This window comes from Mycolicibacterium pulveris, assembly GCF_010725725.1.
Lineage (GTDB): Bacteria > Actinomycetota > Actinomycetes > Mycobacteriales > Mycobacteriaceae > Mycobacterium > Mycobacterium pulveris.
Map to the genome: position 1 here is coordinate 3,396,510 of NZ_AP022599.1, position 19,821 is coordinate 3,416,330.

The window sequence follows — 19,821 nt, forward strand, 5'->3', positions numbered from 1 at the left end:
AGGTCCGCGGAATCAGGAAAACCGCAGCTCAACAGGCTGCTTCGCGGGACGACTCAGTTGGCGGGAACGTCGTTGTTGGGTGTGGGTTCGGCGGGGACTTACGCGTGAAAAAGTCTCCTGGGCGCTGCCTTATTTCTTGCGGTAGCGCAACCTCAGCGTGTTAAGTTACTACGGCCACCTAAGTGACGGTGGCCGACGAACGCTCCCGGGGGGAGGGTGTCAATGGCATCAGGCAGGGGGTCCAGCGGCCGGCATCGTCGAGACGATGCAAGTTTCGCAAACTGCATCGGCCGAGTCGGTGCGCTTGCGGTGGCGCTTGGGGTCGGTGCAGCCGTGGCATCCAGCCCGGCGATAGCGTTCGCCGAACCAGACAAGAGCACCACGACCAAGGCCAACGATGCGTCGGTCGGTGCGGACTCCGACGCGCCGGAGTCGAACTCCACGGAGCCGACGTCGACGCCAGCGGGCGACGGTAGCTCAGACGCGACCGATGCGTCTTCGGCAGACCCGCGCGACGGCATCGTGCAGAGTTCGGGGGGAGCCCAAACCGGGACGTACGGCGGTGGCGACGCTGCGGCGGATGGCGAAGAAGAGGGCGAAGCGGACATCTCCGCGGAGAAAACCGTATCTGACACAACAAATTCCGGAGATCAAGAAAGTGACGATGGCTCACCGTCGAACGAGGAACACTTCGCGACACCCGATTCGGTAACCCAAGCCGACAAGGCGGATGGCGCAGACGACTCGGGGGCCACCGACCCCTTGTCGACCGCTCAGAACGCCACCGAGAACTCGGTGCCAAGCGGTGCGCTGGAACCATCGGTCTCCGCGCAACAAGCGCCCTCACCGGCCGCCGAGGATTCACTCGTCGATGACCTGGCGGATTCCCAGCCGTCGACTGTCTCCGCTTTCTCGACGCCACAAGAAGATTCGTCAGGGGCCACGTCGGTCCCCGTCGCACCGGCCGCGGCTGCATCGCCAATCAGCATCGTGACGGATCTGGTGTCAGGTTTCCTCGGGTTGATCGGTCTGGGGCCGGCAGCCACCAACGCCCCGGCAGCACCGGTGCAGTCGCCGACTTTGTGGACGTTGCTGGCTTGGGTGCGCCGCCAGATTGAGTACACGCTGTTCAACGGCACACCGACGATCGGCTACGACTCGGCACTCAACAGCCAGTCCGAGGACGGCATCATCACCGGTGATCTGGCTGCCCATGACAGTGACGGCGACCCGCTGGGGTTCTCGGTCGCCGAGGGCCCGGCCAACGGTTCCGTGGTCATTCATCCCGACGGGATCTTCACCTACACGCCCAACGAAGCCTTCGCGGCCAGCGGGGGCGAAGACACTTTCACCGTCATGGTCAGCGACGCCGGCGCGTTCCACATGCACGGCCTGTTCGGCCTCTTTCAGCCGGGCCAAGGCCACAGCAGTACGGCGCAGGTGACGGTAACGGTGACACCAGTTGATCAGAATCATGGACCCATTGCGGATCCGGAGAAGATCACGCGCACACCCGGCGATCCGAGCACGGGCGTGGTCACCGGGTCGCTGGGTATCAGCGATCCTGAGGGTGACGCGTTGAGGTACACCGTGGTGACCGGGCCCGCCAACGGCACGGTCACGATCGATTCCGCCACCGGCACGTACACCTACACGCCGTCGACGGCCGCTCGGCTTATCGCCGGCCTGCCGACTCCCTCTGCAAATGTGTTGTCCGTCAGCGCTGTTGAAACATCTGAGGCGCCCGGCGCGGCGTTCGACAGCTTTACCGTGTCGGTCACCGATGGGCTGAACGCACCCGTCACAATCGTGGTCGACAGCGTGCCGGTCTCACCGTTGGAAACCGACATCGGTATACCGGTCGCATACCAACCGTCACCGGCGTTCCCCGCCAGTATTGAGGCAGGACCGGATGGACGCGGTTACGTCCTCGACGGCTACGGGAAGGTTCATGCCGTCGCGCCCGACGGGAGCGTGCTGTGGTCGTCTCCGCTGTTCTCGGACGGGGATATGGTCGTGGTCGGGGCCTCACCGAGCGATTCGATGGCTGTCAGCCCCGACGGCAGCCGTCTGTATGTGGCGAAGAGCTCGCAGAGGATCGTCGGTACGGACGTCGTCGTCGACGGCTCGGTTCTCGTGATCGACACGTCGAGCGGCGCCCTCATCGACACCATCTCGGTTGGCCAATCGGCGTACGCGGTCACGGCCGCACCTGACGGCTCGTTGTATGTCACCGGTGCCGACGTCGAAATCGGTGACGAAGACCCCGTCTATACATGGCACATCCGGGTCTTCGACCCCGCCGAGGGCACTCCGATCGGTGATCCGATCCCGGTCGGGGGCATGGTTTTGGCGATCACTGTATCGCCGGACGGCAGGTACGTGTATTACGTTGGCGGCGAGGAAAGCTCACCGTCGGGTGTGACGGTCTTCGACACTGTCACCGGCGTCAAGACACCCATCGGCCCGTCGGGCGGAGTCGCGGCGGGCATTCCGTCGCTGCGGCCGGATGGCAAGCAGATGTACCTGATGGGCGGATCTGTCGTTGTCGACACCGATCCGACGAGCCCAACCTATCTCGACGTCGTCCATGTTGCCGGGCCGGAGCTTTTCGGCGGATACGTCCCGATCGGCGTCGCTGCCGGTTTCAGCGCGGACAGTAGCGTCGCGTACATACCGGTCGCGTCCTACGGCGAGGATAACCAACCCAACGGCTGGGCGATCGCCGCCGTGGACACCGTTGATTTCGGGCTCATCGAACTCTTGCCGGTCGGCGTCATGCCGACGGGAATTGCGATGAGCAGCAACGGCCAACAGGGCTACGTCATCAACTCTGGCGTCGACTTGACCGATGCCGGCGCGCCGCCCCACGGCACGGTGTCCGTCATCATTGTCGGTCCGGTCGGGAACTATGCGCCTACGGCCCGGATTCCGGCGTTCAAGACCGTCAACGTCGATTCCGCGACCGGCATCGTCACCGGAACCATGAACGTGAACGACGCCGACGGTGACCCACTCACCTATGAGCTGACCTCAGGTATCGACCCGGCGATCGGTACGGTCACCGTCGACAGCGCCACCGGTATGTACGTCTTCACGCCGACCAAGCAGGCCCGCCAAAACGCCTATAAGACAGCGGGTCCGGACACCGTCACGTTTACCGTGACCGCGTCCGACGGCCAAGCCAGTGTTGCCGTCGACGTTACCGCGGCGATCAGCGCGCTCGATCCGCCGCCCCCGCCGCCTCCGCCGATCGATGACCGGCTTACCTCAGGAGAACAGCTGAAGGCGGGCCAGTACATTGAATCGAAGAACGGCAGGTATCGCCTGTACATGCAAAAGGACGGGAACCTGGTTCTGTACGACGAGCAACGTTCCCATAAGGCGTTGTGGGCGAGTGCTACTGACGGTCAATCGGGGGCGCACGCCGTCATGCAGAGTGATGGCAATCTAGTCGTCTATCGTGGTTCGAAAGCGCTCTGGAGTAGCCACACAAATGGCCAGAAGGGTGCCGTGCTGGTCGTCCAGAACGATGGAAACCTGGTGATTTACAAGGGATCAACCGCGGCATGGGATCGCCACGCCGGAGTCTTGGTGCCACCGGCACCGCCACCGTCGACTGGAAAAATGGCACGCCCACTCACGTCGTATACGGTCACTAGCGAGTATGGAGCTGGACGAAATCACACCGGAATCGATCTCGCGGCCCCGGCCGGAAGAGAAGTGTACGCCGCAGCGGACGGGGTCATCTGGTTCGAAGGATGGGGAACATCCAATAGCCCAGGACAACGCTCGAACTGGATGGGGGATGCCGCCGGTATCAGCATCTTGATCCAGCATGACAGCCTCGGTGTTTACACCGGATACGCCCACCTCAGCCAGACCGTCATCGACATCGGCCAAGTGGTGAAAAAGGGACAGTTGATCGGAAAAGTGGGTTGCACGACGAGGGTGAGCGGCGGGTGCACAGGGCCCCATCTTCACTTCGAGGTACTTCCCATGCCTCTGAGCTCAAGTCGGGGCATCTACGGCCGAGTGAACCCAAGGAACTACTTATCGTTCTAGTGCGGAGGATCCGTGTCCCGGCGATGCCTCACGATCGTCGCATCGATTCTGATTGCGAAATCGGCTGACCTCAGTGTCGGCTATCCCACGGGCCGCGGGATCGTCGGGGCGGGTGAAGCTTCTTGGTGATCTCAGTAACAGCACGGTCCGAGATCAACGTTTGGTCGAGAACCACTCGCACCTTCCCGCCCAAACGTCTCTTTGGGCACCAAGACACGGAGAGGTGTCAGCTGATCGCGGCTAGCGCCCAGGCAGGCATGATCGGCGCCCTGGTCAGGAAATGATCGGATTGCCCTGTCAGGCGCAACAACACCTGCGTGCGCAGGATGCAGCAGCCCATGCGAACCATCGCGAAGATCTCGTACCAGTCGAGGTTCTCCAACGGCCTGCCGAGCATCTCCTCGTAGCGGCGGACCACGTGCTCCCGGGTGTCGAAGCCCTCGAGCTCGGGGTCGAGGTCGAGGCCGTGGACTTCCAGCATCTGCTTGCGGGTGGCCAGCCACCACGCGATGTCGGCCTCGGCCGGGCAGATGCACGCCTGCTCCCAGTCCAGCGCGCCGACGAGTTCGCCGGAATCGTCGAAGATGGCGTTCGACAACCGGGCATCACCCCAGCAGATACTCAGATCCGTTGTCGGGCCGGGCTGGTGACGGATCAGCCACTCGAACGCCTCGGCCATGACGTCGGGTACGCGACCGCCTGTTCCCCAATCGACGTAGTCTTGCCACCAGCTCACCTCGGCGGCGAGCCCGATGCCCTGCGGCCGGGCCAGCCAGGGTGCGTCGTCGACGGGCGCCCGGTGCAGCCGCACCAGCGTGTCGAGAAACGAATCGTGGACCCGCCGTTGCACGGCCGGCCCCGCGTCGTGAAGCCAGCCGCGGACCGCATACGTCGTATCCGACGGCGTGTGTCCGACAATACGCGGCATCACAAGGAATTTCGAACCGATCCACGCATCGTCGGGTTCGTACACGATGGGCGACGGTGTGGCGATCCCATGCTCGTGCAGCAATTCCTGCGTTCGACACTGCGCGTCGAGGTCGTACTCCGGGAAGATCCCGCCTCCCGACGGGGGTATCCGGATCACGTACTCGCCTGAACGCTCGCCGGCGTCGACGCCGAACACCAGGCTTTCGCTCGACCACCCTGCCGCGCGGTTGGCGGGGCGCAACTCCGACAGCACCGCCGGACCCCCGAACCGGTGCTCGAACCACGCCTGCATCTGCTCGCGGGTGGTGTTCAGGTCGCGCTGTGCCAGGGTGATGCCTGCCATGGAAGAAGAGTTACACAGCACCACCCTGATGTAAAGCGTCGGCGATGGCGTCAGCCGGCGGCAGCGCGCGGGCGTGGCTGGCGCCTCCTGGTGGGTTCCAGGCCCGCGGCGTGCCGGAGTTCGGCCAGGAACTGCTCGGAGCTGGCGCCGTCGATCATGTAGTGGCATACCGCGATCCGCACGACCGCCGCCGCGGCGACGTCGTTGTTGTCGCCGGGAATGATGCGCGCGATCCGTTCGTGCATGATCGGCAGAACCCGCTTCATCTGGTGCAGCACGTGTTCGGGCTCGACCTCGGCCAGCGAGCCCAGCGAGTAGGTGCGCTGAAACTCGACGATGAAGCGCAGCGCCGCGTCGAGCCGATCCGGGCCGGTCAGGCCCGCGATGGCCGCGGCGACGCCGGCGTCGAAATTGTCCTGCTCGTAGAGGCCGAACGCTTCGAGCAGGCCCTCCTTGGAGCCGAAGTGTCGATAGACCGTGGGTCTTGACACGTTGGCTTCGGCTGCCACGTCGGAAAGTTGAAGCTTTCGGCGTCCGTCGCGGGCGAGCACGACGAAGGTGGCGGCGAGGATCCGTCGACGTGTCGACTGCTCGGTCTCGAGCGCGGACGCGGCCATCTGCTTCCCTTTACATTCAGGGGTGTAAATGTCACACTAACGCCAGTCTATGCCCGAGCGTCAGTACCCGTTTGGGCAGACCTTCTGAAGCCTCATGTCAGGCCCCACGGTGGAAGGGTTGCGGCTGATGACAGGGATCGTGGTCCGCAAGATCGCATGGGACTTCGATGCCGCGGTGCCGTTTCTCTGGCAGCCCGCCAACCCCCAGTTCGGCCTGTTCTGCAACGCGTTCACGTTCATCGCGGTGCCGTTCGAGCGGTACATCGTCAGCGCCGTGCGGATGGCGGCGGACCGGCTCAACGAGGACGCGGGTGTCGCTGCCGAGGCCGAGGCGTTTCTGAGGCAGGAGGCCCAGCACGCCGCTGCACACCGCAAGCACATGCTCGCGTTGATCCAGCGCTATCCAGGCCTCGAACAGTGCTACACCGACGCCTGCGCGTCCTATGACACGTTACTTGCCGAAGCGCCCGTCGAATTCCACCTCGCCTACATCGCCAACCTCGAGGCCACATTTACGCCGCTGTTCAAAGTCATTCTGGACAACCGGAATTCGCTGTTCGGCGGGGGAGATCCCCGGGTCGCCTCATTGATGATGTGGCATTTCGTCGAGGAGATCGAACACCGCAGCTCGGGATTGATCCTGTGCAACCACGTCAACCCGCACCCGTGGTCCAGAACAAAGCACGTCCGGCGCACCTTCAGCCATGTGCATGCGATCGCCGACGCGATCGCGGTGGCGTTCGACGAGATCGTGCCCTTCGAGGAGCGCGGCGCCAGCACCCGCGAGTTGTTGTCGGGTGACTTCCTGACCGGCGAACTCAAACAGCGGCTGGGCCGCAAGCGCGCCGGGGCGCCGACCATCTTCGGCACGGTGCCCACCGGCGATCTGGTGAGGATGTTGTGGCGGCTCGCGTTGTCGCAGGCCCCCTATCACAACCCGGCCGACCAGCCGCTGCCCGACTGGGCCGACACCTGGATGCGCGAGTACGAGCGCGGAACCGACATGACGACGTTCGCCGCAAGTCGCCGCTGAGCCCGCAGAAAGGTATGTCATTGCTGTCGACGAACTACGGCGCCCTGGTGCCCGAGGACGAACTGCTCACCCACCAGATCGTCGACACATTCGCCACCGTGAGCCAATCCGATCCGTCGTGGACGGAGAAGATCTGGACCATCGCCCACGCCCGTGACAACTCGCTGCAGGTGGTGCTCGGCGTCGGAAAGTACACCAACCGAGGCGTTTTCGACGGGGCTGCCGGGGTGTGCCGCGGCACCGAGCAGTGGACCGTGCGGGCTGGGCGGCGGCTCTCGTCCGATCCCGCCGCGACCGACGTCGGGCCGATCCACTACCGGGTGGTCGAGCCGTTGCGTGCCGTGCGGATCAGCCTGGATGCAAACGAGCACGCGCCGATCGCTTTCGACGTCGAGCTGCGGGGCAAGTTCGATGCCGCGCTCGAGGATCCGTGGCCGGACCGCAGCCCCGACGGCTACCGCGTCACCCACAACGTCCTGCGGTACCACCAGATCGGCGTCGCTTCAGGGTGGGTGGAGCTCGACGGCCGTCGCACCGAAATCACCTCCGACGAGTGGATTTCCATTCGGGACCACTCCTGGGGGCTGCGCCCGGGCGTCGGCAAGCCGATACCCGGGCTGCCACGCGGCGGGCGCAGGATCAAGCAGATGTTCATGACGTGGCTGCCGATGACGATGACGAGGCCCGACGGGTCGAGCTATTCGCTGTTCGTCATGTACCAGGAGGAGCGCGGCGACGGCTTCCTCGAAATCCGTTGCCAGGCAGAACAACAGAACGATGACGGCACCTCACACCGATTCGTCTCCGTCGAGCAGGACATGCACTTCCAGGACGACAACCGCAGGTTCACCCACGGCACCGTGACGCTGATCGACGCCGACGGCACGAGGCGGCCACTGACCGTCAGTGCCGCCGGGCCGACGGGCTTTCATCTGGGCACCGCGGGCTACTACGGCTGGAACGACTGGGTGTACGGCCAGTGGGTGGGCGAGCTCAAGGTCGAGGGCAACCACGTGGCCGACTGCGACACACCCGAGAATGCCCGGCAACTGCATCAGTTGCGCGATCTGCTGGTGCGCGTCGACGACCCCGTCGGCGGTGGCACGGGGCTCGGCAACGCCGAGACCTTCGCGCTGGGAGAGTTCCCCGAACGCGGCCTGACCGCGCAGAACTCGTTTCTGTAACCACGCCTGATGGCGGTGCGGATCCCGTTCGTGATCCAACTGAGTATTGTGTACTATACCCAGCATGATGCTGAACCGTTCCGCCAGGCTGGCCGAGCACCCGACCGTACGCAAGGTGAGGTCACGCCCGGCCGTCAAGCCCGGCGTCATCGACGCCGATTGGCTGCGCAAGGTATGCCTGGACGCCGGCGCCGACGACGTCGCATTCGCCCGGGTCGACGACCCGACGCTGGCCTCGGAGCGCGAGTATGCCGAGGCCGCACTGCCCGGCGCGCTGAGCTATGCGTCGCTGGTTGTGAAGATGAACCGTGACAACGTCCGGTCGACCGCCCGCAGCGTGGCCAACCAGGAGTTTCACCGCAGTGGCGAGATCATGAACGAGGCGGCCCATCGCATTACCCGCACCCTTCAGGATGCCGGCTACCGGGCGATCAACCCGTCGATGTCGTTTCCGATGGAGATGGATCGCTTTCCCGGCCGCATCTGGGTGGTGGCGCACAAGCCGATCGCGGTGGCCGCGGGCAACGGCGTGATGGGCATCCACCGTAACGTGATCCACCCGCGGTTCGGTAACTTCGTCCTGCTGGGCACCGTGCTGGTCGCCGCGCCGATATCCAGTTACGGTGAGCCGCTTGACTACTCACCGTGCCTGGAGTGCAAGTTGTGTGTCGCGGCCTGCCCCGTCGGTGCGGTCAAGAAGGACGGCGATTTCGACTTCGTCGCGTGCTCGGTGCACAACTACCGCGAGTTCATGGGCGGGTTCACCGACTGGGCGCAGACGATCGCCGACAGCGCGGACGCCGCGGAGTTCCGTTCCCGCGTCAGCGATTCCGAGAACGCATCCATGTGGCAGAGCCTGTCGTTCAAGGCGAACTACAAGGCGGCCTACTGCCTTGCGGTGTGCCCGGCGGGCGAAGAGGTCATCGAGCCGTACCTCGACAACCGCAAGGCATTCATGGATCTGGTGCTCAAGCCGCTGCAGGAGAAGAAGGAGACCCTCTACGTCCTGCCGAACTCCGCGGCCAAGGAGCACGCCGAGCGTCGGTTCCCGCACAAGCACGTCAAGGTTGTCGACAGCGGGATTAGCGGCCTCTGAGGAACCCGCCGCGAGCGTGCGCAAACTCGCGGCAAACGTCGGCGTGTCGCCCTCAGACACGCACGCTCGCCCCAAAGGAACTCAGCCCCAGGCGTGCACGATGTTCTGTGCCGGCTCAAGCCCTTGGGACACAAGCAATTCGGCGGCGTCGGCCGCTTGTTCGCAGATCGTCGGCACCTCGCGCCACTCGGCGGAGGTGAAGGTTCCCAGCACGTAGGCCGCACCCTGCATGCGCCCGGGCGGGCGCCCGATACCGATACGGACCCGGTGGAAATCCCTGCTGCCCAACGCTTGAGCCACCGAACGCAGCCCGTTGTGCCCTGCGACGCCGCCGCCGAACTTCAGCCGGATCCGGCCGAACTCGATGTCGAGCTCGTCGTGGATCACCACGATGCCGGCGGGCGGCACCGAGTAGAACTTGGCCAGCGGCGCCACCTGCCGTCCCGACTCGTTCATGTAGCACCGCGGCTTGGCCAGTATCACCGGCCGGCCGCCGAGCTGGCCCGTGACGATCTCGGCGCCGGACTTCTTGTGCGCCTTGAACGCCCCGCCGATGCGGTCGGACAAGATATCGGCGACCAGGAACCCGAGGTTGTGCCGCGTGGTGGCGTACCGCGGGCCCGGGTTGCCGAGGCCGACGACCAGCTGGGACGGTTCGGCCACGCCGGGCTACTCGGACTCTTCGGCCGCCGGGGCTGCCTCCGCCTCGGGGGCCTCGGCTTCGGGCTCGACGCCTTCCTCCGGCGCGATACCGGCCTCGGCTTCGAGCTCCTCGGCCGTCGGCGCGGCGACCACGTTGACGACCAGCATCTCGGGATCGGAGACCAAGGTGACCCCGGACGGCAGCTCGATCGAGCCGGCCGTGAACTGCGTGCCGATCTCGGCGCCCTCGACGGAGACGACGAGCTGCTCGGGGATCGACTGCACATCGGCCTCGACGGTGATCGCGTTGGTTTCCTGGGTGACCAGCGTGCCCGGCGCCGCCTCGCCCTCGACGACGACGTTGACCTCGACGGTCACCTTCTCACCGCGACGCACGACCAGCAGGTCGGCGTGCTGGATGGTGCGCCGGATCGGATGGATGTCGAGCGCCTTGGTCAGCGCCAGCTGTTCCTTGCCGTCGATGTCGAGGGTGAGCACCGCGTTGGTGCCCGAATACCGCAGCACGGCGGCGAAGTCGTGGGCGTTGAGCTCCAGGTGCTGCGGGTCGCTGCCGTGGCCGTACAGCACGGCGGGCACGTTGCCGTTGCGGCGGGCGCGTCGCGAGGCGCCCTTGCCGGTCTGTTGACGGACCTGAGCCTTCAGATTGTTGACGGTCTTCTTTGCCATGAGATGTTGCTCCTGTGTCGTGTCTGAGCACGGCAGGGTCGCAACCTCAAAAGGCTCCCGTCGATAACGGTGGCCGAAACCACCCTCGCCGTGACGCGCCGTCGAGGGTAGCGCAGTCAGCGCCGACAGCCCAAATCAGAGGTCGAACTTGGTGTCTGTGAGCTGCTCGGACAGTTCCCACAGCGCGCCGGCGGTCGTGGCGCTCCGCGCCAGCGGGCTGCGCAGGTTCGTCGGCCCTGTCGGCCCCCGGCTGCCGAACCGCGGCCCGACGAAGGTGTCACCCGGCAGGTCTTGCGACACCGCGTACAGCGTCTGGCGCGCGCCGAAATCCGCCGGGGTGGCGAAGATCCGGTTGGCCGCCAGCCAGATCGGTGTGCCCACCGGGTTGCCCGTCTGGCCCTGCAGGTTCGTCGCGGAGTAGCCCGGGTGCGCGGTGATCGCCTTGATCGGGGAGCCCGCCGCGTCAAGGCGTCGCTGCAGTTCCTTGGTGAACAGCAGGTTGGCCAGCTTCGACTGGCCGTAGGCGGGCCAGGCCAGGTACGGGCGGGCCTTCCAGTTCAGGTCCTTGAGGTTGATCCGGCCGATCAGGTGCATCATCGACGACACCGTGACGACGCGTTCGGTGATCTTGGGCAGCAGCAGGTTCGTCAGCGCGAAGTGGCCGAGGTGGTTGGTGCCGATCTGGCTTTCGAAACCGTCGACGGTCAGCGCGTACGGCACCGCCATGATGCCGGCGTTGTTGACCAGCACGTCGACGCCGTCCCCCGACCCGGAAAAGCCGTCGGCGAACGCGCGCACCGAGGCTAGGTCCTGCAGGTCGAGCTTGCGCACTTCGACCGGCCCGAACCCGGGCCCGGTCATGGTCGCGGCGGCCTCGTCACCCTTGGCGGTGTTGCGGACGGCCAGGATCGTCTTGGCGCCGACGCGGGCGAGCTCGCGCGCGGTGACCAAGCCGAGCCCGCTGTTGGCGCCGGTGACGATGACGGTGCGTCCGGCGAAGGAGGGCAGATCGGCGGCGGTCCAACTCATGCCCCGACCTTAACGGCTAACGCGGCGGGGTGGGCGGCGGTGCTTTGGGGACGGTGACGTCGAAGCCGCCGATGAGGGTTTCCATGTCCGGTGCCTCCTCTGCCGCCTTCTCCGCGTATCCGGTGACGGTGAACTGGATGAGGTAGCGCTCGTTGGCCGGCGGGGCGCCGGTGGCGATGACGATGCGGTTGTAGCTGTGCATGCGCCGGCCGTTGAGGTCGTAGCTGCCCTCGATCATCGCCGACGGGAAGCCCTTGAAATCGTCGGCGGAGGCATTGAGCCGTTTGAAGTTCTCCGACAGTTCGGCGTCGGCGTAGCCGTGCTCGGTGATCGCCTCCTCGACGTTGAAGTCGCCGGTGAGCCGAAACACCATCAGCATCGCGGTCGGATACGTCTCGCCCTTGGCGATCACCCGCGTCATCGGCGACAGGTTCGTGTTGACGTAGGGCCCCCAGCCGGGCGGCGTCGGGAACGTCACCGTCAAATCGGTGAGCTTTTCGGGCGCCACCGGGGTCCCGACGACGCCGGCCTGCTCGAGATACATCGCGATCGGCACCGGCGGCTCGGAATTCTGCGGTGCCGTGGTGGTGGTGGACGTCGTCCAAAGGGATTGGTAGTCAGGCGGTTCCGTACCGCATCCCGATGCGGCGACAATCACCATCGCGGCCGCCGCCACGCAGCGACGTGCCGTCACAGAATCTCGCGTACCGCGTCTATCGGTCGGGCGAGCCGGGTGCCCTTCGGCGTCACGACGAACGGTCGCTCGATGAGGATCGGGTGTTCGACCATCGCGTCCAGCAGTTCGTCGTCGCTGGCGTCGGCGAGCCCGAGCTCGCCGTACAGCGCTTCCTTCTTGCGCACCGCCGTGCGTACGTCGATGCCGGCGTCGCGGATCATCTTCTCGAGATCCGCGCGCGACGGCGGCGTCTTGAGGTACTGGACCACCGTCGGCTCGATCCCGTTCTCGCGCAACAACTCCAGGGTCTTGCGTGATGTCGAGCAGCGTGGGTTGTGATAGATGGTGCTGTCTGTCATTTATGCCGATCCGTTGAAGAGTCCTGTGACGGAACCATTTTCGAACACCGCGCGGATGGTGCTGGCCAGCAGCGGCGCGATCGACAACACGGTCAACTGCGGGAACTGCTTTTCCTCACCGATCGGCAGGGTGTTGGTGACGATCACCTCTCGCGCGCCGCAGTCGGCCAGCCGCTGCGACGCCGGCTCCGAAAGCACGCCGTGCGTCGCGGCGATGATCACGTCGCCCGCGCCCTCGTCGCGCAACAGCTTCACGGCCCCGGCGATGGTGCCGCCGGTGTCGATCATGTCGTCGGTCAGCACGCAGGTGCGGCCCTTGACGTCGCCGACCACCCGGTTGGCCACCACCTGGTTGGGCACCCGCGGGTCCCGCGTCTTGTGGATGAACGCCAGCGGCACGCCGCCCAACGAGTCGGCCCATTTCTCGGCGACGCGCACCCGGCCGGAGTCAGGTGAGACCACGACCATGTTCTCGCACGGATAGTTCTCCGCGATGTAGCCGGTGAGCAGGTTCTGCGCCCGCATGTGGTCCACCGGCCCGTCGAAGAATCCCTGGATCTGGTCGGTGTGCAGGTCGACGGTGACGATCCGATCGGCGCCCGCGGTCTTGAGCAGGTCGGCGACCAGCCGCGCCGAGATCGGCTCACGGCCGCGGTGCTTCTTGTCCTGGCGGGCGTAGGGGTAGAACGGCAGGATCGCCGTGATGCGCTTGGCGCTGCCGCGCTTGAGCGCATCGAGCATGATCAGCTGTTCCATCAGCCACTTGTTGAGCGGATCGGGATGCGACTGCAGCACGAACGCGTCGCAGCCGCGCACCGATTCATCGAAGCGGACGAAGATCTCGCCGTTGGCGAAGTCGCGAGCAGTCTGCGCGGTGACTGGAACGTCGAGCTCCTTGGCCACCTGTTCGGCCAGTTCGGGGTGCGCGCGACCCGCGAAGAGCATCAGATTTTTGCGGTTGTCGGTCCACTCGGTGCCCACAGTGCCCTCGCCGGTCGGGGACGGATACGGACCAATCGTACGTAGCGTTTCCGGCGTTCGGTTGCCGGGTTGCCAGAAAACGAACAGCTACTGCTCGTCGGCCTCGGCTTGCGCCTTTTCAGCGGCCCGCGCCGCGGCGCTGCCCGGCCGTTTGCGCGCCACCCAGCCCTCGATGTTGCGCTGCGGGCCCGCCGAGATCGCGAGCGCGCCCGGCGGCACGTCCTCGCGTACGACGGTGCCCGCCCCGGTGTAGGCGCCGTCGCCGACGGTGACCGGGGCGATGAACATGGTGTCCGACCCGGTGCGCACGTGGGAGCCAATGGTCGTGCGGTTCTTGTTCTCGCCGTCGTAGTTGACGAACACGCTGGACGCCCCGATGTTGCTGTGCTCGCCGATGTCGGCGTCGCCGACGTAGGTCAGGTGCGGCACCTTGGTGCCCGCGCCGATGGTCGAGTTCTTGGCCTCGACGAACGCGCCGAGCTTGCCGTCGGCGCCGAGCACGGTGCCCGGACGCAGATAGGCGAACGGGCCGACCGCGGCGCCGTCGCCGATGACGGACTGCCCCCCGTGAGTGCGCACGACGGTGGCGTGGTCGCCGACGGTGACGTCGGTCAGCGTGGTGTCCGGGCCGATCTGGCAGTTCGCGCCGATGCGGGTGCCGCCGAGCAACTGGGTGCCGGGGTAGACGACGGTGTCGCGGCCGATCGTGACGTCGACGTCCACCCATGTGGTGGCCGGGTCGACGACCGTCACCCCGGCGCGTTGGTGGGCGGCGACGATGCGCCGGTTGAGCTCGGCGCCGAGCTCGGCCAGCTGCACCCTGTCGTTGACGCCGGCGACCAGGGTGGCGTCGTCGATGTGTTTGGCCCGCACCACGTGCCCGTCGGAGCGGACGATCGAGATGACGTCGGTGAGGTACTGCTCCTGCTGGGCGTTGTCGGAGCTCAGCCGACTCAGCGCCGAGCGCAGCGCGGCGATGTCGAACGCGTAGACCCCGGCGTTGACCTCGTCGATGGCCAGCTGTGACGGGCTGGCGTCGGCCTGTTCGACGATGCTCAGCAGATCCGCACCCGCACTTTCCGGGGTGCGTAGGATCCGGCCGTAGCCGGTCGGGTCGGGCAGCGTGGTGGTGAGCACGGTCGCCGCGGCGGGCTCGGCGCCGTGGGTGGCGATCAGGTCGGCCAGCGTGTCGGCGTCCAGCAGCGGCACGTCGCCCGAGGTCACCACGACGGTGCCGGCGAAGTCCTCGGGCAGCGCGGTCAGCCCGCAGGCCACCGCGTGGCCGGTGCCCAGCTGCTGGTCCTGCACCGCGATGTCGATGGTGCGGCCGAGGTCGGTCGCGAGCTGTTCGACCGCCGGCGTGACCCGGTCACGGTCGTAACCGAGCACGACGACCAGGTGTTGCGGCGCCACCTTGGCCACCGCGTGCAGCGCGTGGGCCAGCATGCTGCGGCCGGCCAGGGTGTGCAACACCTTGGGGGTGTCGGAGCGCATCCGGGTGCCGGCGCCGGCCGCCAGAACGACCACCGCGGCCTCGGTAGTTGCCGTCATCCGGCCTCCTGCCTATCGATTGTGCGGCTTCATACGCGACACGCCGACCAAACCGTATGAAAGTGCACAGCCGCGACCAAATGCTCCGTCGCCAGGACTCGAACCTGAACTATCTGAACCAAAATCAGATGTGCTGCCGATTACACCACGACGGATCGATCACCTCGTGATGCTAGTCGAACCAACTAGCCTGACTACCGTGGCCGCTTTCGAGAAAGAGGTGCGCCCGCCGCGCGCCCGGATGACCGGCGCCGAGCGGCGGCATCAGCTGATCGACGTCGCGCGTTCGCTGTTCGCTGAACGCGGGTACGAGGGCACCTCCATCGAGGAGATCGCGCAGCGAGCCAACGTCTCCAAGCCCGTGGTCTATGAGCATTTCGGCGGCAAAGAAGGGCTGTACGCGGTGGTGGTCGACCGCGAGATGTCGGCGTTGCTGGACGGCATCACGTCGTCGTTGACCAAGATGACCAACAACCGCTCTCGGCTGCGTATCGAGCGTGTCGCGTTGGCGCTGCTGACCTACGTCGACGAGCGCACCGACGGGTTTCGCATCCTGATCCGCGACTCGCCGGCGGCCATCACGTCGGGCGGCACCTACTCCACGCTGCTCAACGAGGCCGTCAACCAGGTGTCATCGATCCTGGCCGGCGACTTCTCCCGGCGCGGGCTGGATCCGGAGATGGCCCCGCTGTACGCGCAGGCCTTGGTCGGCTCGGTGTCGATGACCGCGCAGTGGTGGCTGGATGTGCGCGAGCCCAAGAAGGAGGTCGTGGCCGCGCACTTGGTGAACCTGTGCTGGAACGGGCTGATGCATCTGGAGCACGACCCGCAACTGCTCGACGAATAGCCCTCGAACGTTTCGCCGAAATCGACGTACTGGCGAAATCCACTCGCACTTTCCCGCCCAAAGGGACGTTTGGGCAAGCCTGAGGGCGCGTGCATACGATGGATGGATCATGACCGTATCGGGGCACACCTCTGTCCAAACCCCGATCGCGGGGCTCGTCGAGCTGGCGTTACGCGACCCTTCGCTGAAGGAGGTCGCCCGCCGCGCCGCCGATGAACCCACCGATCTCCACCTGGTCGGCCCGGCCAACGCCCGGCTGTTCGTCGCGTGCGCGCTGGCGCAGGCCGGCCCGCTGCTCGTGGTCACCGCCACCGGCCGCGAAGCCGACGACCTGACCGCCGAGCTGCGCGGTGTCCACGGCGACCAGGTCGCGATGTTTCCGTCCTGGGAGACGCTGCCGCACGAGCGGCTGTCCCCGGGCGTCGACACGGTCGGCGCCCGGATGATGGTGCTGCGACGGCTCAAGCACCCCGACGACGCCCGCCTCGGCCCGCCGCTGCGCGTGGTGGTCACCACCGCGCGGTCGCTGCTGCAGCCGATGGCGCAGGGACCGGGCGACCTAGAAGAGTGGGCGCCGGTGACGCTGACGGTCGGGGAGGAGGCGGAGTTCGAAGACATCGTCGAACGCCTCGTCGAGCTGGCCTACGAGCGGGTGGACATGGTCGGCAAGCGCGGCGAGTTCGCCGTGCGCGGCGGCATTCTCGACGTCTTCCCACCCACCGCCGAGCATCCGGTGCGCATCGAGTTCTGGGGCGACGAGGTCTCTGAGATGCGGATGTTCGCGGTCGCCGACCAGCGCTCGATCCCCGAGATCAGCATCGACACCGTGATCGCGGTGCCCTGTCGCGAGCTACTGCTCACCGACGACGTGCGGCAGCGCGCCGCCGCGCTGTCCGCCCAACATCCCGTCCAGGACAACCACCTCACCGGCAGCGTCCCCGACATGCTGGCCAAGCTCGCCGACGGCATCCCGGTCGACGGCATGGAGGCGCTGCTGCCGCTGCTGCGCAAGACCGATCTCGTCACCCTGCCCGCGCACCTGCCGGCGGGCACCCCGCTGCTGATCTGCGACCCCGAGAAGGTCCGCACCCGGGCCGCCGACCTGATCAAGACCGGCCGCGAGTTCCTCGAGGCGTCGTGGTCCACGGCGGCGATCGGCGGCGGGGCCCCGATCGACCTGGAGGCGCTGGGCGCGTCGGGTTTCATCGAGATCGACGACGCCCGCACCGCCGCCACCGAGGGCGGGCACCCGTGGTGGACGCTGAGCCAGCTCTCCGATGAGGCCGCGCTCGAAGTCGACATCCGGCCCGCCCCGTCGGCCCGCGGTTCACAAGCGAGCATCGGCGAGATCTTCGCGATGCTGCGCGCGCACGTGGCGACCGGGGGCTACGCGGCCGTCGTCACGCCCGGCACCGGCACCGCGCAGCGCGTCGTCGAGCAGTTACGCGAATCCGACACGCCCGCAGCGCTTTTCGAACCCGGCGCCGCACCCAAGGAAGGTGTCGTCGGGGTGCTGAAGGGCCCGCTGCACGACGGGGTGGTGGTGCCGGGCGCCAACCTGGTGGTGATCACCGAGGCCGACCTGACCGGCAGCCGGGTCGCGACGACCCAGGGCAAGCGGCTGGCCGCCAAGCGCCGCAACGTGGTGGATCCGCTGGCGTTGACGGCCGGCGACCTGGTGGTGCACGACCAGCACGGCATCGGTCGGTTCCTCGAGATGACCGAACGCGTCGTCGGCGGGGCCCGCCGCGAGTACCTGGTGCTGGAGTACGCGTCGGGGCGCCGGGGTGCCGGAAAAGACGGCACCGACAAGCTCTACGTGCCGACGGACTCGCTGGATCAGCTGTCCCGCTACGTGGGCGGGGAGGCCCCGACGCTGAGCCGGCTGGGCGGCAGCGACTGGGCCAACACCAAGACCAAGGCCCGCCGGGCCGTCGCCGAGATCGCGCAGGAACTGGTGGCGCTCTACGCGAAGCGGCAGGCCTCCGCGGGGCACGCGTTCGCCCCGGACACCCCGTGGCAGGCCGAGATGGAGGACGCGTTCGGCTTCACCGAGACCGTCGACCAGCTGACCGCGATCACCGAGGTCAAGGCCGACATGGAAAAGCCGATCCCGATGGACCGGGTGATCTGCGGCGACGTCGGCTACGGCAAGACCGAGATCGCGGTGCGCGCGGCGTTCAAGGCCGTTCAGGACGGCAAGCAGGTGGCGGTGCTGGTGCCCACCACGCTGCTGGCCGACCAGCACCTGCAGACGTTCACCGACCGGATGGCCGGGTTCCCGGTCACCGTCAAAGGGCTGTCGCGGTTCACCTCACCGGCCGAATCCAAAGCCGTGCTCGACGGCATGAAGGACGGCAGCGTCGACATCGTGATCGGCACGCACCGGCTGTTGCAGACCGGGGTGACGTGGAAGAACCTGGGCCTGGTCGTCGTCGACGAGGAGCAGCGGTTCGGCGTCGAACACAAAGAACACATCAAGTCGATGCGCACTCACGTCGACGTGCTGACCATGAGCGCCACCCCGATTCCCCGCACGCTGGAGATGAGCCTGGCCGGGATCCGGGAGATGTCGACGATTCTGACCCCGCCCGAGGAGCGCTACCCGGTGCTGACCTACGTCGGCCCGCACGACGACAAGCAGATCGCCGCGGCGCTGCGGCGTGAACTGCTGCGCGACGGGCAGGCGTTCTACATCCACAACCGGGTGCGCTCCATCGACCAGGCGGCGGCCCGGGTGCAGGCCCTGGTGCCCGAGGCACGTGTCGTCGTCGCCCACGGCCAGATGCCCGAGGAGCTTCTCGAACGCACGGTCGAGGGGTTCTGGAATCGCGACTACGACATCCTGGTGTGCACGACGATCGTCGAGACCGGGCTGGACATCTCCAACGCCAACACGCTGATCGTCGAGCGTGCCGACACGTTCGGGCTGTCGCAGCTGCATCAGCTCAGGGGCCGGGTGGGCCGCAGCCGTGAACGGGGTTACGCGTATTTCCTTTATCCGCCGGAGGTTCCGCTCACCGAGACCGCCTACGACCGGCTGGCCACCATCGCGCAGAACAACGAGTTGGGCGCGGGCATGGCCGTGGCGATGAAGGACCTCGAGATTCGCGGCGCCGGGAACGTGCTGGGCGTGGAGCAGTCGGGCCACGTCGCGGGCGTCGGTTTCGACCTGTACGTGCGGCTGGTGGGCGAGGCGGTCGAGGCGTACCGGGCGGCAGCGGACGGGAAAACCGTTGCGACCCAGGAAGAGCCGAAGGATGTGCGGATCGATCTTCCGGTCGACGCGCATCTTCCGCCGGATTACATCGGTAGCGACCGCCTGCGCCTGGAGGGTTACCGGCGGCTGGCGGCGGCCGGCGACGACGACGCCGTCGACGCCGTGGTCGACGAGCTGGTCGACCGGTACGGGCCGCTGCCCGCACCCGCGCAGCGGTTGGTCGCGATCGCGCGGTTGCGGTTGCTGCTTCGCCACTACGGGATCACCGAAGTCAGTTCGGTGTCGGAGACGACGCTGCGGCTGGCACCGCTGCAGCTGCTGGACTCACAGCAGCTGCGGCTCAAGCGGATACAGCCCAGCGCACGCTACCGCGCGACGACGTCGACCGTGCAGGTCCCGATCCCGCGCGCCGGTGAGGGTGTCGGCGCGCCCCGCATCCGTGATCTTGAACTGGTGCAGTTCGTCGCCGACCTGCTGCTCGCCCTGGACGGAAAGCCGAAAGGCAGCGTCGATCTGACCTCGCTGCCGGAACGGGTGTGATCCGACCGCGGTCTGTGCGGG

The 19,821-nt window shown here is 66.7% G+C and carries 15 protein-coding genes and 1 tRNA gene; 6 read left to right on the forward strand and 10 right to left on the reverse strand.

The window, feature by feature from the left end:
- Nucleotides 1-333: 333 nt before the first annotated feature.
- The gene (locus G6N28_RS16480) at nucleotides 334-4,065 is read left to right on the forward strand and encodes a cadherin-like domain-containing protein (protein ID WP_163902051.1); all 3,732 of its coding nucleotides are present in this window, start codon (nucleotides 334-336) and stop codon (nucleotides 4,063-4,065) included.
- 226 nt (nucleotides 4,066-4,291) lie between these two features.
- Here the strand turns inward: G6N28_RS16480 and G6N28_RS16485 are convergent, their stop codons facing one another.
- Both G6N28_RS16485 and G6N28_RS16490 read right to left on the reverse strand, forming a co-directional pair.
- Entirely contained in the window at nucleotides 4,292-5,338 is a 1,047-nt protein-coding gene (locus tag G6N28_RS16485) for a phosphotransferase family protein (protein ID WP_163902053.1), read from the reverse strand.
- 50 nt (nucleotides 5,339-5,388) lie between these two features.
- Nucleotides 5,389-5,955, reverse strand: a complete 567-nt coding sequence (locus tag G6N28_RS16490; protein ID WP_163902055.1) for a TetR/AcrR family transcriptional regulator — start codon at nucleotides 5,953-5,955, stop codon at nucleotides 5,389-5,391.
- 127 nt (nucleotides 5,956-6,082) lie between these two features.
- On the opposite strand from G6N28_RS16490, the gene G6N28_RS16495 reads away from it, so the two are divergent.
- From G6N28_RS16495 to G6N28_RS16505, 3 genes are all read left to right on the forward strand, one after another.
- On the forward strand, nucleotides 6,083-6,988 hold the full coding sequence (locus G6N28_RS16495; RefSeq protein ID WP_163902057.1) for a metal-dependent hydrolase: 906 nt from the start codon (nucleotides 6,083-6,085) through the stop codon (nucleotides 6,986-6,988).
- Nucleotides 6,989-7,002: 14 nt separating this feature from the next.
- The gene (locus tag G6N28_RS16500; protein WP_235674599.1) at nucleotides 7,003-8,172 is read left to right on the forward strand and encodes an Rv3169 family protein; all 1,170 of its coding nucleotides are present in this window, start codon (nucleotides 7,003-7,005) and stop codon (nucleotides 8,170-8,172) included.
- A 64-nt stretch (nucleotides 8,173-8,236) separates the two neighbouring features.
- Nucleotides 8,237-9,268, forward strand: a complete 1,032-nt coding sequence (locus tag G6N28_RS16505; protein ID WP_407664971.1) for a 4Fe-4S binding protein — start codon at nucleotides 8,237-8,239, stop codon at nucleotides 9,266-9,268.
- An 81-nt stretch (nucleotides 9,269-9,349) separates the two neighbouring features.
- Here G6N28_RS16505 and pth read toward each other — a convergent pair whose 3' ends face one another.
- The 8 genes from pth to G6N28_RS16545 all read right to left on the reverse strand — a co-directional run bounded on the left by pth (nucleotide 9,350) and on the right by G6N28_RS16545 (nucleotide 15,348).
- Nucleotides 9,350-9,931 carry an aminoacyl-tRNA hydrolase gene (gene pth / locus G6N28_RS16510; RefSeq protein WP_163902061.1) on the reverse strand — a complete coding sequence of 194 codons (582 nt, stop codon included), beginning with the start codon at nucleotides 9,929-9,931 and terminating at the stop codon, nucleotides 9,350-9,352.
- 6 nt (nucleotides 9,932-9,937) lie between these two features.
- On the reverse strand, nucleotides 9,938-10,597 hold the full coding sequence (locus G6N28_RS16515; RefSeq protein WP_163902063.1) for a 50S ribosomal protein L25/general stress protein Ctc: 660 nt from the start codon (nucleotides 10,595-10,597) through the stop codon (nucleotides 9,938-9,940).
- Between the two features lie 135 nt (nucleotides 10,598-10,732).
- On the reverse strand, nucleotides 10,733-11,626 hold the full coding sequence (locus tag G6N28_RS16520; protein WP_163902065.1) for an oxidoreductase: 894 nt from the start codon (nucleotides 11,624-11,626) through the stop codon (nucleotides 10,733-10,735).
- Nucleotides 11,627-11,642: 16 nt separating this feature from the next.
- Complete coding sequence (locus G6N28_RS16525; protein ID WP_163906329.1) at nucleotides 11,643-12,287, reverse strand: LpqN/LpqT family lipoprotein; 645 nt, start codon at nucleotides 12,285-12,287, stop codon at nucleotides 11,643-11,645.
- Between the two features lie 29 nt (nucleotides 12,288-12,316).
- Complete coding sequence (gene arsC, locus G6N28_RS16530) at nucleotides 12,317-12,661, reverse strand: arsenate reductase (glutaredoxin) (protein ID WP_163902068.1); 345 nt, start codon at nucleotides 12,659-12,661, stop codon at nucleotides 12,317-12,319.
- Nucleotides 12,662-13,642, reverse strand: a complete 981-nt coding sequence (locus tag G6N28_RS16535; RefSeq protein WP_163902070.1) for a ribose-phosphate diphosphokinase — start codon at nucleotides 13,640-13,642, stop codon at nucleotides 12,662-12,664. It lies immediately after the preceding gene.
- Between the two features lie 87 nt (nucleotides 13,643-13,729).
- Nucleotides 13,730-15,193: a bifunctional UDP-N-acetylglucosamine diphosphorylase/glucosamine-1-phosphate N-acetyltransferase GlmU gene (gene glmU, locus G6N28_RS16540; protein WP_163902072.1), complete on the reverse strand. Its 1,464-nt coding sequence runs from the start codon at nucleotides 15,191-15,193 to the stop codon at nucleotides 13,730-13,732.
- Between the two features lie 83 nt (nucleotides 15,194-15,276).
- Nucleotides 15,277-15,348, reverse strand: a tRNA-Gln gene (locus G6N28_RS16545).
- 86 nt (nucleotides 15,349-15,434) lie between these two features.
- Here G6N28_RS16545 and G6N28_RS16550 point away from each other — a divergent pair.
- Nucleotides 15,435-16,040: a TetR/AcrR family transcriptional regulator gene (locus tag G6N28_RS16550; protein ID WP_163906330.1), complete on the forward strand. Its 606-nt coding sequence runs from the start codon at nucleotides 15,435-15,437 to the stop codon at nucleotides 16,038-16,040.
- A gap of 109 nt (nucleotides 16,041-16,149) precedes the next feature.
- Nucleotides 16,150-19,800: a transcription-repair coupling factor gene (gene mfd, locus G6N28_RS16555; RefSeq protein ID WP_163902074.1), complete on the forward strand. Its 3,651-nt coding sequence runs from the start codon at nucleotides 16,150-16,152 to the stop codon at nucleotides 19,798-19,800.
- The last annotated feature ends 21 nt before the right edge of the window (nucleotides 19,801-19,821 follow it).

Coding starts and splice junctions, on each gene's coding strand:
- G6N28_RS16485 (WP_163902053.1), bottom strand. CDS start 5,338: ATGGCAGGCATCACCCTGGCACAGCGCGACCTGAACACCACCCGCGAG.
- G6N28_RS16490 (WP_163902055.1), bottom strand. CDS start 5,955: ATGGCCGCGTCCGCGCTCGAGACCGAGCAGTCGACACGTCGACGGATC.
- G6N28_RS16495 (WP_163902057.1), top strand. CDS start 6,083: ATGACAGGGATCGTGGTCCGCAAGATCGCATGGGACTTCGATGCCGCG.
- G6N28_RS16500 (WP_235674599.1), top strand. CDS start 7,003: ATGTCATTGCTGTCGACGAACTACGGCGCCCTGGTGCCCGAGGACGAA.
- G6N28_RS16505 (WP_407664971.1), top strand. CDS start 8,237: ATGATGCTGAACCGTTCCGCCAGGCTGGCCGAGCACCCGACCGTACGC.
- G6N28_RS16515 (WP_163902063.1), bottom strand. CDS start 10,597: ATGGCAAAGAAGACCGTCAACAATCTGAAGGCTCAGGTCCGTCAACAG.
- G6N28_RS16520 (WP_163902065.1), bottom strand. CDS start 11,626: ATGAGTTGGACCGCCGCCGATCTGCCCTCCTTCGCCGGACGCACCGTC.
- G6N28_RS16525 (WP_163906329.1), bottom strand. CDS start 12,287: ATGGTGATTGTCGCCGCATCGGGATGCGGTACGGAACCGCCTGACTAC.
- arsC (WP_163902068.1), bottom strand. CDS start 12,661: ATGACAGACAGCACCATCTATCACAACCCACGCTGCTCGACATCACGC.
- glmU (WP_163902072.1), bottom strand. CDS start 15,193: ATGACGGCAACTACCGAGGCCGCGGTGGTCGTTCTGGCGGCCGGCGCC.
- G6N28_RS16550 (WP_163906330.1), top strand. CDS start 15,435: ATGACCGGCGCCGAGCGGCGGCATCAGCTGATCGACGTCGCGCGTTCG.
- mfd (WP_163902074.1), top strand. CDS start 16,150: ATGACCGTATCGGGGCACACCTCTGTCCAAACCCCGATCGCGGGGCTC.